The 12,150-nt window shown below is 74.3% G+C and carries 13 protein-coding genes; 9 read left to right on the top strand and 4 right to left on the bottom strand.

Annotated features, from left to right (window positions below):
* Positions 1-25 precede the first annotated feature (25 nt).
* Positions 26-202, top strand: a complete 177-nt coding sequence (locus QP090_RS00465; RefSeq protein WP_329520284.1) for an NAD(P)-binding domain-containing protein — start codon at positions 26-28, stop codon at positions 200-202.
* 55 nt (positions 203-257) lie between these two features.
* On the opposite strand, the gene QP090_RS00470 is transcribed toward QP090_RS00465, so the two are convergent.
* Positions 258-914 (bottom strand): histidine phosphatase family protein, encoded by a 657-nt coding sequence (locus QP090_RS00470; RefSeq protein ID WP_285936395.1) that lies wholly within the window; start codon positions 912-914, stop codon positions 258-260.
* Positions 915-1,057: 143 nt separating this feature from the next.
* On the opposite strand from QP090_RS00470, the gene QP090_RS00475 reads away from it, so the two are divergent.
* The 6 genes from QP090_RS00475 (at position 1,058) to QP090_RS00500 (ending at position 7,383) form a co-directional block, all read left to right on the top strand.
* Positions 1,058-1,456 (top strand): VOC family protein, encoded by a 399-nt coding sequence (locus QP090_RS00475; protein ID WP_285936396.1) that lies wholly within the window; start codon positions 1,058-1,060, stop codon positions 1,454-1,456.
* Positions 1,457-1,468: 12 nt separating this feature from the next.
* On the top strand, positions 1,469-2,095 hold the full coding sequence (locus tag QP090_RS00480) for a class I SAM-dependent methyltransferase (protein WP_285936397.1): 627 nt from the start codon (positions 1,469-1,471) through the stop codon (positions 2,093-2,095).
* A 66-nt stretch (positions 2,096-2,161) separates the two neighbouring features.
* Positions 2,162-3,178 (top strand): hypothetical protein, encoded by a 1,017-nt coding sequence (locus QP090_RS00485; protein ID WP_285936398.1) that lies wholly within the window; start codon positions 2,162-2,164, stop codon positions 3,176-3,178.
* On the top strand, positions 3,175-4,269 hold the full coding sequence (locus tag QP090_RS00490) for a hypothetical protein (protein ID WP_285936400.1): 1,095 nt from the start codon (positions 3,175-3,177) through the stop codon (positions 4,267-4,269). The genes QP090_RS00485 and QP090_RS00490 overlap by 4 nt, the downstream gene beginning before the upstream one ends.
* Before the next feature lie 283 nt (positions 4,270-4,552).
* Positions 4,553-6,025, top strand: a complete 1,473-nt coding sequence (locus tag QP090_RS00495) for a hypothetical protein (RefSeq protein WP_285936401.1) — start codon at positions 4,553-4,555, stop codon at positions 6,023-6,025.
* Complete coding sequence (locus QP090_RS00500; protein WP_285936402.1) at positions 6,022-7,383, top strand: AAA domain-containing protein; 1,362 nt, start codon at positions 6,022-6,024, stop codon at positions 7,381-7,383. The genes QP090_RS00495 and QP090_RS00500 overlap by 4 nt, the downstream gene beginning before the upstream one ends.
* Before the next feature lie 80 nt (positions 7,384-7,463).
* On the opposite strand, the gene QP090_RS00505 is transcribed toward QP090_RS00500, so the two are convergent.
* Positions 7,464-8,273, bottom strand: coding sequence for an ABC transporter ATP-binding protein (locus QP090_RS00505; RefSeq protein WP_285936403.1), 810 nt, complete (start codon positions 8,271-8,273; stop codon positions 7,464-7,466).
* A gap of 292 nt (positions 8,274-8,565) precedes the next feature.
* Between QP090_RS00505 and QP090_RS00510 the strand changes: the two genes are divergently transcribed.
* On the top strand, positions 8,566-9,081 hold the full coding sequence (locus QP090_RS00510) for a hypothetical protein (protein WP_285936404.1): 516 nt from the start codon (positions 8,566-8,568) through the stop codon (positions 9,079-9,081).
* 86 nt (positions 9,082-9,167) lie between these two features.
* Positions 9,168-9,866 (top strand): hypothetical protein, encoded by a 699-nt coding sequence (locus tag QP090_RS00515; RefSeq protein ID WP_285936405.1) that lies wholly within the window; start codon positions 9,168-9,170, stop codon positions 9,864-9,866.
* Positions 9,867-9,917: 51 nt separating this feature from the next.
* On the opposite strand, the gene QP090_RS00520 is transcribed toward QP090_RS00515, so the two are convergent.
* Both QP090_RS00520 and QP090_RS00525 read right to left on the bottom strand, forming a co-directional pair.
* Positions 9,918-11,429, bottom strand: a complete 1,512-nt coding sequence (locus QP090_RS00520; RefSeq protein ID WP_285936406.1) for a coiled-coil domain-containing protein — start codon at positions 11,427-11,429, stop codon at positions 9,918-9,920.
* 195 nt (positions 11,430-11,624) lie between these two features.
* Positions 11,625-12,146, bottom strand: a complete 522-nt coding sequence (locus QP090_RS00525; RefSeq protein ID WP_285936407.1) for a GbsR/MarR family transcriptional regulator — start codon at positions 12,144-12,146, stop codon at positions 11,625-11,627.
* Between the last annotated feature and the right edge of the window lie 4 nt (positions 12,147-12,150).

The following is a 12,150-nucleotide window of genomic DNA, read 5'->3' on the forward strand; positions in this document are numbered from 1 at the left end:
AGTCAAGAAAGCGGAGGTTTCGATCATGACTGCTGCCGCCTTGCCGGGCACCGGGATCATGGGCGCCGCGATGGCCCGCAACCTGCTCAAGGACGGCCTGCGCGTGACGGTCTGGAACCGCACCAGATCCCGGGCCGAACCACTCGCGGCCGGTCACGGCCGAGGTGCTGGCGCTGGCACTGGCCTCGACTTCCCTCCCTGACCCGCCCGGGCCGTCCTGAGGCGACCGCCTGGACCCGCGGCCCAGGCCCGTCGGCTCAGGCCGACGGCAGGTGGGCGCTGCTGCCGGCGATGACGAGGAAGCCCTCGGGACCGCCAGGGCGGAGCTCGACGATCGCTCCGTTCGGGACCGCGCACGTGTCGAGGAAGTGGCGGAACTCCGCCATGGCGGCCGAATCCGGGGTGGTGACACCGGTCAGTAGCGACCACATCAAGGCGCGCATGAAGAGCCCATGGGTGAACACCGCCACCAGGCCGCCCCTTCTCTTGGCGAGACGCTCCCGGAAGACGCGAGTGCGAACGACCAGGTCCTGGAACGACTCCCCGTCCCCGCCATTGACATAGGCGGGGTCGGCACGCTCCCAGTAGGCGTCGGCGAACGGGCGGCGCCCCTCGTTCGTCGTCTGCGGGCCGTGCAGGGCGCCCAGGTAGGTGAACTCCTGAACGGGCCACTCTTCGTACGGCACCGCGGGGAATCGATCGATCGTCGGGCGGGCGGTCTCCCGGGCGCGGACGAACGTCGAGCTCACAATGAGGGCGGGCGCCTCAGGAAACGCGGCCGCGACGCTCTCGGCCTGAGCGCGGCCGACCTCGGTCAAGGGCGCTACTCCTGGCCCGTTGGTGGGCAGGCCGGCGTTGGACTCGCTCTGCCCGTGCCGGATCAACCACACCCGGGGTCCCGCAACGTCGATCATGGGGCAAGGCTGGCATGCAGGCCCGGCTCCCGAAAGGCCACCACCCCGCAACGCGACCGGAACAGCAACCGACAGAGCGCGCACGGCACACGGCGGACGGCGGACGGCGCAGGGCGAGCGCGGTGGCGGGGTAGGGAGTGGGCATGGAGGTATTGAGCAGTCGAATCCTGCTGCGTCCGTCCGATCCGGCGGAGTGCAGACGGTTCTACCGGGATGTGCTGGGGCTCGCGGTGTACCGGGAGTTCGGGCCGCCGGAGGCGCCGGGCGTGGTGTTCTTTCTCGGGGCGGGGTTCCTGGAGGTGTCCGGGGATGGCTCCAGCGGGGCCGGCGGCATGGACGGCGCGCCGATGATCTGGCTCCAGGTCCGCGACGTGCGCGCCGAGCACGCACGGCTCGCCGCGGCCGGGGCCCGGGTGACGCGGGAGCCGCGCGCGGAGCCGTGGGGCCTGGTCGAGATGTGGATCGAGGACCCCGACGGCGTCAAGATCGTTATGGTGGAGGTGCCCGCGGACCATCCGCTGCGCCGCGATCCCCGGTCGTGAGGAGCCGCTCCGATGCCACGTCCAGGCCCCAGGGCCACGACCGACAACTACTGGAACCACAACACGCATTTTCACGACGTCGTGCTCCGCTCGGTGCCGCGCGGCTGCGGCGAGGCCTTGGACGTGGGCTGCGGCGACGGGCTGCTGGCGCGACGGCTGGCCTCTCGCGCCGCGCACGTCACCGGCATCGACCGGTCGCCGGAGATGATCGAGCGGGCCCGGACGCTGAGCGCGAAGCACGGCAACGTCGAGTTCATGGAGGCGGACGCGCTGGCCTGCGACCTGCCCGCCGAGGGCCACGACTTCGTGTGCAGCGTCACCGCGATCCACCACATGGACTTCACCGCGGCGCTGACCGCCATGCGGGAGACGCTGCGTCCGGGCGGGAGCCTGGTCGTCATCAGCCTCGCCAACAGCGGGACTCTGGGCGACCGGGTGTACAGCCTCACCTGCATCCCGGTGCACCACTACCACCGGTTCCGCAACCGGAGGCGCGCGGGCGATCCGGGGGCGCCGATCGCCTGGCCGGACATGACCTGGAGCGAGGTGCGCGAAGAGGCGGCCCGGCTGTTGCCGGGCGCGCGTTTCCGGCGGCACCGGCTGTGGCGCTATTCCATCGTGTGGCGCAAACCGCGCTGATTCGCTCACCCCCACGAAAACTGGAAAAGACTGGAATTGTCTGGAAGCTGCGATACGCTCCTCCGCATGTCGACGGCCCCCGATGTGCTGGAAGCACGCATCACCGAGTTGCGCGCGGCGGTGCGGCGGGCGGTGTCCGGCGGCGACCGGCGGGCGGCGCGCGAACTGCGCGCCGAACTGCGCCAGGCCGAGAGCGATTGGGACGACGCCGTGCTCGGCGAAGGCGCGGGAGGACTCTCCGGCGCCGACGCCCTGGAGGCGGGCCCCGAAGAGGCCGTCCATGTCCGGGACACCGGTTCCTCCGGTCTCGGCCGCGGCGAGGCCGCTCGACCGTCCGGGGCGGGCTCGGCGGAGTTGAGCGTCGTCGGCGACACGCGGGCGTCCGGGAGTTCGCGGCGGGGGATGCTCCCCGTCCGCGAGCAGGTCCACCAGGCGCTGACGCTGCTCGGCGCGCCCGCCGCGCCCAAGCTGATCGGGTCGGTGTACTCGGCGTTCTTTCCCGGCGAGGTCGCCGGGACCCGGCTCACGAGCCTGCGCCGCGACGAGGAGCGCTCGTTCCGGACCGCCCCGTACGCCCGGCCCTACTACCTGTGCGCCGCGCTGACCGCCGACCTGCTCGCCCCAGCGCGCGGCATGCTCACCGTGAGCACGTGGCCGCTGGAGCAGCGGATCGCCGGGCCGCTCAGCCCGCGCACCGACTTCCTCACCGCCGCGATCCGCGTCGCCGAGCACGCGGGACGGGGCGGGGCGCGGCCCGCCGCGAGCGTGCAGCGGTTGCTGTGGCGCTTCGCGTCCAACATTCCCGGTGCGGCCACCGGTACGGTCGGTACAGTCGATCCGGCCGACCTCATGGAGGCCGCGCGGGCCGAGCTGGACGTGCATCGGGAGGCCGATGCGCGGCAGCGCGCGCGGGCCGCCGAACGGGCCCGCGCCCAGCTCGACGACGCCGAGCGTTTGTTCGGCAGCCGGCTGCGGGCGATGCGGCGGGCCGCCGGGGACGGCCGGGCCGGTGGCCCGGGACCGGCCCCGGGGGGACCGACCGCCTCGGTGCGCAGCGCCACCCACGGAGAAGACGAGCGATGACCGACACCGCACCGGACCTGGACCGGCTGCGCGGGGGCACTCCCCCGCGCAATCACGACGCCCGCACGATCGCCGCGCTGACCTCCAATCCCGGCTGCGCCAGACGCGGGGTGATGGACGCCGCCGGGGTCGACAAGGACAGCGTCGCCCGGCATCTCGGCTTCGCGTCGCCGTTCGGCCAGTCCCAGTTCGCGATCACGCGCGGGAACGTGTTCGAGGCCCAGGTGAAGGCCGAGGGCTGCGCCGAGCTGATCACCCTGCTGCGCGACCGGCTCGGGCTGGCCGTGCCCGAGGTCGCCTACGACGACCTGGAGGTGGTCGCGGGCAACGAGGGCCGGGAGCTGCGGCACGCCCGGACCCGGCGGCTGATCGCGCGGGCGCTGGAGTCCGGCGAGGGCACCCTGTTCGACCATCCGCTGCTGCGGCTCGACATCGCCGGGCAGGCCGCCTACCTGGAGCCGGACGTCATCGCGTTCCAGTTCGAGGGCCGCTTCCACATCATCGAGATCAAGTCGTTCGCGGTCATCGACGGGCAGGCCGAACCCGAGCAGGTCGCCGCCGCCGCACGGCAGTCCGCGGTGTACGTGCTGGCGCTGCGCCGGCTGATGGGCGAGCTCGGGCACGACCCCGGCCGGGTCTCGCACGAGGTGTTCCTGGTCTGCCCGGAGAACTTCTCCAACCGGCCGACCGCGACGCCGCTGGACGTGCGCCCCCAGCTCGCCGTGCTGGAGCGGCAGCTCGCGCGCCTCACCCGCATCGACACCATCCTCGACGCGCTGCCCGACGATCTGAGCTTCGAGCCGGGCGAGGACCTCGCCGAGGCGGTGCGGGCGGTCGACGCCCGGTACGCGCCCGACTGCATGGCGAGCTGCGAGATGGCGTTCTACTGCCGGGACGAGGCGCGGGCGTGCGGCGCGACCGGCGCGCTCGGCCGTTCGGTCCGCGACGACCTCGGCGGCGTCGACTCCGTCGGCACCGCCCTCGCCCTCGCTGACGGTTCCCTGGACCCGTCCGCCGACCTGGCCGAGACCGCGGCGCAGCTCCGCACCGCCGCCCGCCTCCGCAGCGAGGCACTGGACGGTGCGGCATGAGGCCCCCCGCCCCGCCGCGGCCGATGGGCGCGGCGCACCGGAAGCGTCCGGTGAATCCGGTAGGCGCGGGATGGACGAGACGTCTGGGGTGCCCGGCCCACCGGGCGTCCGCGGCGGGTGTGAGGTGTTCGGTCCGTTCGCCGCTGCCGGGATGTGCGGGCCGGATGGCGGGGCCGCCTCCGTCGAGGTGCACGGCGGGTGCGGGCGGGGTGTGCGTGGGGCGTTCGGGCTGGTCCTCGGGTTCGCGGATGCGGCGAGGGCGGTCGGCGCGGTTGTCCCGGGTATGAGCGCGCTCACCTCGCTGGCCCAGCTCGAGGCGGTGGCCTCGGGTGTGGCGCAGCCGCTGGCGACCGTCCGGCACTGCCATATGGCGGAGGCACCGCTCGTCCTCATCCCGTTGAAGCTCGCGGGCGAGGCGGCGGCGCCGCTGGCGGTCATGCTGGGGGCCGGGCCGGACGATCCGACGATGCTGATGGTGCCGCAGCCGCGCAACCGTGATCTGCGGTTCGCGTTCGCCGCCGACCTCGCCAAGCTGGTCCTCAACCACATCGAGACGAGCCGCGGCGCGGTCGAGGAGCTGCCGCCGGGCAAGGACGGCGACGACCGGATCCGCTACGGCGACGCCCCGCAGATCCTGGTGCCCAACCGGGGCGGCATCGGATTCCTGCGGATGCTGGGCCGGTCCACCCGGTTCCGCAGCACCGAGGGCCCGTACGCGGTGGAGCCGTCGGTGCCGGTGCTCGGCCGCTGGCTGACCTGGTTCGCCGACCGGTACGACCGGCCAGGCTCCTCGCTGCTGCTGGCGGCGACCGAGACGCTGCGGATGCACTGGGCCACCGGGCAGAGCTCGCTGGAGGACGGCAATCTGGCGGCGCTGCTCGGCTGGATCGACCCGCCGGACGGGCTGGACGGCCCGGCCGCGGCGGCGCTGGCCGAGGATCCGGTGTCCTGCCCGCCCGCGGGCCCGTCCACCGATCCGACATTCGACAACGAGGTGCTCGCACCCGCGATCGCGGCCTACCACGCGTCCGGCGGCGACCACCGGGCCGAGGAGCGGCTCCGCACCGTGCTCGCCGGGCAACTCGCCCCCACGTGGGACGTGATGTGGCGGGCGGCCGCGCTGCTGCGGGAGCTGCCGGAGGGCGCGAGCGTGCCGGGCCGCTGGGAACGCGACCGCGACGCGTTCACCTACTACCACCAGACGTTCGGCGAGGCGTATCCGCAGGCACGCCGCGACTCGCCGGTGCGGGCGGCCAAGCGCCTGCACGACCTGGAGCGGGCTCAGGACGCCTACGACGCGCAGCGCGCGTTCGACGATCCGCTGGTCATGGCCGAGCACCGGCTGTCGGGGCAGGCGTTCGGCGGGGTGGTGACCGAGTGCGATCCGACCCGGCTGGACGAGACGGGCAAGCGCCCGAAGCTCCGCCCGTACCTGCGGATCGGCACCGAGGACCCGGTCCGGCTGGACGTGGGCACGACCGTCTGCAACGCCGCGCGGCCGTCCCTCAAGGGCAAGGTCGTGGAGTTCGGCGTCGGCGGGGTGCTGCTGGAGCTGACGGGCGGCATGGGGCGCAAGCTGTCCCCCGAGCCGGGTAGCGTCCCGGGGGTCGGCGACCGGGTGTGCTTCACCTCGCTGACCGACGGTTCGTACGGCGCGGCCCGGTTCCCCGAGCGCGAGGACACCCCGTGGACGCACGGCGGACCGCCCGAGGAGTACGTGCCGACCGACGAGGACGCCGAAGAGGAATGGTCATGACCGAGCATGCGGGTGGGGCGGGGCGGCTGTTCACGGTGCCGGACGGCGGCGTCGACCCGTCGGTGGCCGCGACCAAGGTCGTCGAGGAGGTACTGGCCGACCTGGCGGGCCGGCACCGCGGGGTGGTGGTCGACTCCCCGCCCGGCGCGGGCAAGTCCACACTGGTGGTCCGGGCGGCCGGGCACCTGGCCGCCGCGGGCGAGCGGCTGATGATCGTCGCGCAGACCAACGAGCAGGTCGACGACCTCATCGAGCGGATCTCCGACAAGCATCCCGAGCTGACCCTGGGCCGGCTGTCGGCGTCCAACTACATCCCGTCCGACCGGGTCCTGGCGGTCCCGAAGGTGCGGGTCGCGACCAAGGCCGACGACCTGGCCGAGCACGCGGTGGTGATCGCGACGGCCGCCAAGTGGGCCACGCTGTCGGACGGCTCGTGGGCGTGGGCGATCGTCGACGAGGCGTACCAGATGCGCTCGGACATGCTGCTGCGCATCGCGGGCCGGTTCGAGCGGGCGCTGTTCGTGGGCGACCCGGGCCAGCTCGACCCGTTCTCCACCGTCGAGGTCGAACGCTGGGCGGGCCTGTCGTGGGATCCGATGCGCAGCGCCGTGTCGGTCCTGCTCGCGCACAACCCGGACCTGCCCGTCCACCGGCTGCCGGTGTCGTGGCGGCTGCCCGCGTCCGCGGCGCCGGTGGTGTCGCGGGCGTTCTACCCGTTCACCGGGTTCAGGGCCGGCACCGGGCCGGACGACCGGCGCCTGGAGTACGGGGCGCGCGGCATGGGCACCACCTACGACCGGGCGCTCGACGAGGCCGCCGCGTCCGGGTGGGCGCTGTTCGAGCTGCCCGCGCGGCACACGCTGCGCACCGACGCGGAGGCGGTGCGCGCCACCGCGACGCTCGCGGTGCGGCTGCTCCAGCGGGGCCCGGTCGCGCACAGCGAGCAGGGGTCCCATCCGGTCGGCGCCGACCGGATCGCGATCGGCGCGGCGCACCGCGACCAGGTGGCCGCGATCCGCGCCGCGCTCGGGTCCCTCGGCGAGGGCATCACGGTCGACACCGCCAACCGGCTCCAGGGCCGCGAGTACGACGTGACGGTGGTGCTGCATCCGCTGTCCGGCCGCCGCGACGCCACGGCCTTCCATCTGGAGTCGGGACGGCTCTGCGTGCTGGCCTCACGGCACCGGCACGCCTGCATCGTGGTGGCGCGGGCGGGGATCCCCGAGCTGCTCGACGCGCATCCGTCCACCGAGGGGGTGCACCTCGGCGTCCCGGTGAAGTTCCCCGACGGCTGGGAGGCCAACCAGTCCGTCCTCGCCCACCTGGCCCGGCACCGCGTGCCCGCAGACGTCCCCTGAGCACCACCGGGCCGGACCGCGGGCGTCCGGGGCGGCGGCGTCCGGGCGGAGGACGCGATCGGGGCGCTGGCCCGTGCCGGTCAGCGGGCGTGACCCGCGGTGGCCGCCCAGCGGCCATGGGCGCGGCTGATCGCGATCGGGTGGTCGAAGCAGGCGCTGACCAGCTCGGTGGTGACGACCTCGTCCGCCGGGCCCGCCGCGAGGACCCGGCCCTCGCGCAGCAGCAGCGCGTGGCTGGTGCTGGTGGGCAGCTCCTCCAGATGGTGGGTGACCAGCACGGTGGTCAGGCCCGGCCGGTTCTCGCGGAGCTCGTCGAGGGCCGCCAGCAGCCGTTCCCGCGCGGCGACGTCCAGGCCGGTGGCGGGCTCGTCGAGGAGGAGCAGCCGCGGGTCGGCCATCAGCGCCCGCGCGATCAGCGCCCGGCCCCGCTCCCCCTGCGACAGGTGGGGCCAGCGGGAGTCGGCGCGCGGGGCGAGGCCCATCAGCTCGATGAGCTCGGCGGCGCGGCGCAGCTCGTCCTCGCCGGGCGTCCAGCGCGGGACCAGCTCGATGGTGCCGGTCAGGCCGGTGAGGACGATCTCGCGGACGGTGCGCGCCGACTCCAGCGGGTGCCGCGGGTTGACCTGGCCGATCAGCGGGCGCAGGGCGTGCACGTCGACGCGGCCGAGCCGGTGCCCGAGGATCTCCGCCGTGCCGCGGGTCGGATGGGTGTAGGCGCCGAGGATGCCGAGCAGCGTGCTCTTGCCCGCGCCGTTCGGGCCGAGCAGGGCCCAGTGCTCGCCGGTCAGCACCGTGAGGCAGACCTGGTCGAGCAGCAGGCGCCGCTCCCGGACGAGATCGATCTTGTCGGCGGTCAGGACGATGTCGGTCCGGATCGGGGCGTGGGACAACGGGACCTCCCGGTCGGGCTGGCTCAGGGGCGCGGGCGCGCGAGGCACGCGGCGGTGCGGTGCGGCACGGGGAGGCGCGGGCCGCCGGGATCGCCGGGAGCGCGGGCGCCAAAGAAGATCTTCACACTATCCGACACCGCGCCACGCCGGGCCACCAGGGCGAAAGCCCGGACGGTGCGGACGCCCGGGCCGCCCCGGCGATCGTTGATCATGTTGTTCGGGGCACCCGGTTCGCTCGAGCCGCCCGGCCGGATACTGTGAGAACCGGTGCCTCGGCGATCAGGAGGGGGACATGGAGGACATCGGCCTCATGTGCGCCCGCTGCGGCGGCGAGGTGCACGACGTGACGCACAACCGCGAGGGATCGCTCGACGGCGTCGGATACCGGCACAACCGGCGGGTGGAGCCGTGGGACCACGAGTTGGAGCTCGCCGTGGGCGAGGCGGCCCCGCACCCCCAGGACTGCGACTTCTGCGGCGCCGGTGGCCCGAGCTGGCTCTACTACCCGACGCTCGATCCCGAGGACACCGACATGTTCGAGGTCGAGCTCGACACCACGCACCTGTCCGACGACGACACCGCGGTCGCGGTGCTCAACATGCTGTACCCGTGGTACGCCTGCGACACCTGCTCGGTGCTGGTCGCCGACCGCAACGTCGACCGCCTCATCGCCCGCGCGCTGGAGCTCACCCCGGTCCGGGAGGACGGTCCCGTCGACGAGGAGACGGTGCGCGCGCGGCTCAGGGGATCGCTGTCGGTCTTCTTCACCACCCGGCCCGGACGCCCGCAGCCGTCCCGCGCCGTCTGAACGCGGGCTGAACCCGGTCTGCGGACTGTCCGAGGACGTCATTATGATCGGTCCCGTTTTGGTGCGCGAGAAGAGTGACCACGGGGATGCAAGTGATCATAGACAAGCGGTTCCACGGGCCCGACGGTTCGGGCAATGGCGGTTACGTGGCGGGGCTCCTGGCGGGGCACGTGGCCTCCGACACGGTGACGGTGGCGCTGCGGCAGCCTCCGCCGCTCGACACCGAGCTGCGGGTCTCCGACGATGACGAGCGGGGACGCAGCGTCCGGTTGTGGGAGGGCGATCGGCTGATCGCCGAAGGGCTCGCGGCGGCGATCGTGGTGCCGCCGGTGCCGGCGGTGCCCTACGCCGAGGCGCTGCGGGCCGCGGAGGGGTACCTCGGCCGCGGGGACGACCACCCGTTCCCGGGCTGCTTCGTGTGCGGCCCGGCGCGGGAGCCGGGCGACGGGATGCGGCTGGCACCCGGCCCGGTCGGCGAGGGCACGGTCGCCGCGGCGTGGACGCCGCGCGAGGCGCCCGGCCGCGAGCTGCTCTGGGCGGCGATGGACTGTCCGGGCGCCTGGTCGTTCGACCCGGTGGACCGCCCGGCCGTCCTCGGCACGATGACCGGGCAGGTCGTCGACCTGCCCGAGGCCGGGGAGGAGTGCGTGGTCATGGGCCTGGCCCGCAGCCGCGAGGGCCGCAAGCTGCACACCGCGACCGCGCTGTACGGGGCGGACGGGCGGCTGCTCGGCCGGGCCGAGCAGATCTGGATCGAGGTCGACAGGGAGCGGTTCGGGCGGTGACCCTGCGGCCCGCTCCGCACCGCTCCCGTCCGGCCGGGCGGGGGCCCGGCCTCAGTGGCCGGTGAAGAGCGGGTCCTCGCGGTCGTTGCCGTTGACCGGCCGCCCGTTGGCGGGCGGCGGGTTCCCGCCCTGCATGGGGTTGCCGCCGCCGGCGTGCGGGGGGCCGACGAGGGGCGGGCGGCCCGGCATGGGCGTTCCTCCGGTCTGCGCCGGCCCCGTGCTCGGGATGGGCCCGGTGCCGTTCGGGACGCCGCCGGGGCCGCTCTGCCCACCCGGGCCGTTCGGACCGCCGATCGGGGGCGGGCCCTGCGGGACGCCCGGGTTCTGCTGCTGGGCGCCGGCGCCCGGCATCCGCCCGCCGGGCGGGATGTTGGACGACAGCGTGTTGTGCGTGAAGTGGTCGATCTGCCGGCGGGCGCGGTCGGCCTCGGCGCGGGCGGCGTCGCGCTCGTCGGCGAGCGCGGTCAGCGCGGCCTGCTGCTCGGCGACCGACTGGGAGAGCTGGCGGAGCTGGACGGACTGGTCGTTGATCTTGGTGGCCATCTCCTCCCGCTCCGCGACGGCCTGCTGCGCCTGCGCCTGGGCGGCGTCGCGCTCCTTGGCGGCCTCGTCGGCGCGGGCGATGGCGCGCACCACCTCGGCCTCGGCCTCCGACTGCGAGCGCAGCGCGGTGGTCCGCTCGGCCTCGGCCTTGCTGGCGGCCTGCATGGCCCGCTGCCGCTGTGCCTCGGTGTCGCGCATCGCGTTGCGGAGGTCCTCGGCGCCCTGCTTGGCCACCGCGGACTCGACCCGCTGCGACTCGACCGCGCCCTCGCTCTCGGCGAGCTTGGAGTGCAGGGTGACCAGCTCGGCCCGCGCCGTCTCCAGGGCGGCGAGCAGCTCGGTCTCGCGGGCGGCGATGCGGTCGCGCTCGCTCTCGGCGGCGAGCTTGGCGGTGACCGACTGCTGCGCGATCTGGTGCGCCTCTTCCCACGCCTGCTGCGCGGCGTCGCGCTTGGCGGTGGCGAGCTTGGTCTCCTCGCGGGCGCCGGCGGCGTCCTTCTCGGCGGCGCCGGCGCGCTGGCGGGACGAGGCGGCCTCCTGCCACGCCTCCTCGGCCTTGCGCTGCGAGGCGTCCCGCTCGGTCTGCGCGATGGCGAGCTCGCGGGCGGCCTCGGCCCGGACCTCCGAGACGCGCCGCTCGACACCGGCGACGCTCAGCTCGGAGGTCAGCGAGTCGGCGAGCACGTCGGCGGCCTTCTCCAGGCGCTCGACCATCTCCCAGGTCGAGGCCACCTGCCCGGTCAGGCCCGGCGCGTCCCGGCCGCGCTCGCGGCGGTCGCGGGCCTCGCGGGCGCAGGCGCCGTCGTTGTCCTGGCAGTAGCGGACGGCACGGACGGTCCCCATGGGCTGCGGCACGGGACGCCCGCAGTTGGCGCAGGGCCACACGGTGACCGGCTCGCCCAGGCGGGCGATGACCGTCTCAGCGGGACGAGGTCCGACACCCGCCGCGTTCCCCTGGATCCCGGTGCCGGTGCCGTACCCGTGCTGGCCGGCCGGTTGCGCGCCGCCCTCTCCCCCCACGGGGCCGCTGGACGATGCGGACGCTCCGCCGTTCGGCTTCGGCCCCTCGGAGACCGCGGCTTCGGCGGTTACGGCCTTCTCCCTGTGACCGCTATTGTCGCGCTCATCGCTATTAGGCATGGAATGCACCCTACGGTGTCACCCCGGTGACCGCAGAGTCTTGGGGGCTTCCCGTGAGCCACCGCACTCGGCCCGTCAGCTCTCGGCGTATTCCTCCCGGAGCGCATCGCGGTGCTCGCGCCAGCGGTCCAGCATGCCGTTGATCTCCTTCTGCATGAAGGCGAAGAATTCGGCGGACTCGGCCAGCCTGCGCCCCGCGGGGCTCTCGCGCCCGACCACCTGAGCCAGCTCGCCCAGGCTGTCCTCGAACATCGTCAGGGCCCGGTCGCGCCCGAGGATCGCGTCCTGCCAGACGTCGTCCCGCACGCGGAAGATGTCGCGGCGCGAGCCCGGCTCACGTTCGCGCAGGGCCATGTGAATCTGGGTGAGATGCCGTACCGCCCCGGAGACCGCGGCCGGGCTGACCCGGAGCAGCTCCGCGAGCTCGGCGGCGGTGAGCGTACCGGAGTCGGTGGCCATCAGGGCGGCGAAGACCCGCGCGGGCATGCGCTGCCAGCCGGCGTCGGCCATCTGCGCCGCGAACCGCTCGATGTACATCCGGACGGCCTCCGCCTCCTCGGCAGGCGGCGACGAGGTCGGCGGGCCGGTCTCTTCCACAACA

This window comes from Actinomadura xylanilytica (assembly GCF_030283145.1).
Classification (GTDB): domain Bacteria; phylum Actinomycetota; class Actinomycetes; order Streptosporangiales; family Streptosporangiaceae; genus Spirillospora; species Spirillospora xylanilytica.

Excerpts from the sequence above, each read along its gene's own strand:
- QP090_RS00465 (WP_329520284.1), top strand. The coding sequence starts at position 26 with ATGACTGCTGCCGCCTTGCCGGGCACCGGGATCATGGGCGCCGCGATG.
- QP090_RS00470 (WP_285936395.1), bottom strand. The coding sequence starts at position 914 with ATGATCGACGTTGCGGGACCCCGGGTGTGGTTGATCCGGCACGGGCAG.
- QP090_RS00475 (WP_285936396.1), top strand. The coding sequence starts at position 1,058 with ATGGAGGTATTGAGCAGTCGAATCCTGCTGCGTCCGTCCGATCCGGCG.
- QP090_RS00480 (WP_285936397.1), top strand. The coding sequence starts at position 1,469 with ATGCCACGTCCAGGCCCCAGGGCCACGACCGACAACTACTGGAACCAC.
- QP090_RS00485 (WP_285936398.1), top strand. The coding sequence starts at position 2,162 with ATGTCGACGGCCCCCGATGTGCTGGAAGCACGCATCACCGAGTTGCGC.
- QP090_RS00490 (WP_285936400.1), top strand. The coding sequence starts at position 3,175 with ATGACCGACACCGCACCGGACCTGGACCGGCTGCGCGGGGGCACTCCC.
- QP090_RS00495 (WP_285936401.1), top strand. The coding sequence starts at position 4,553 with ATGAGCGCGCTCACCTCGCTGGCCCAGCTCGAGGCGGTGGCCTCGGGT.
- QP090_RS00500 (WP_285936402.1), top strand. The coding sequence starts at position 6,022 with ATGACCGAGCATGCGGGTGGGGCGGGGCGGCTGTTCACGGTGCCGGAC.
- QP090_RS00510 (WP_285936404.1), top strand. The coding sequence starts at position 8,566 with ATGGAGGACATCGGCCTCATGTGCGCCCGCTGCGGCGGCGAGGTGCAC.
- QP090_RS00515 (WP_285936405.1), top strand. The coding sequence starts at position 9,168 with ATGCAAGTGATCATAGACAAGCGGTTCCACGGGCCCGACGGTTCGGGC.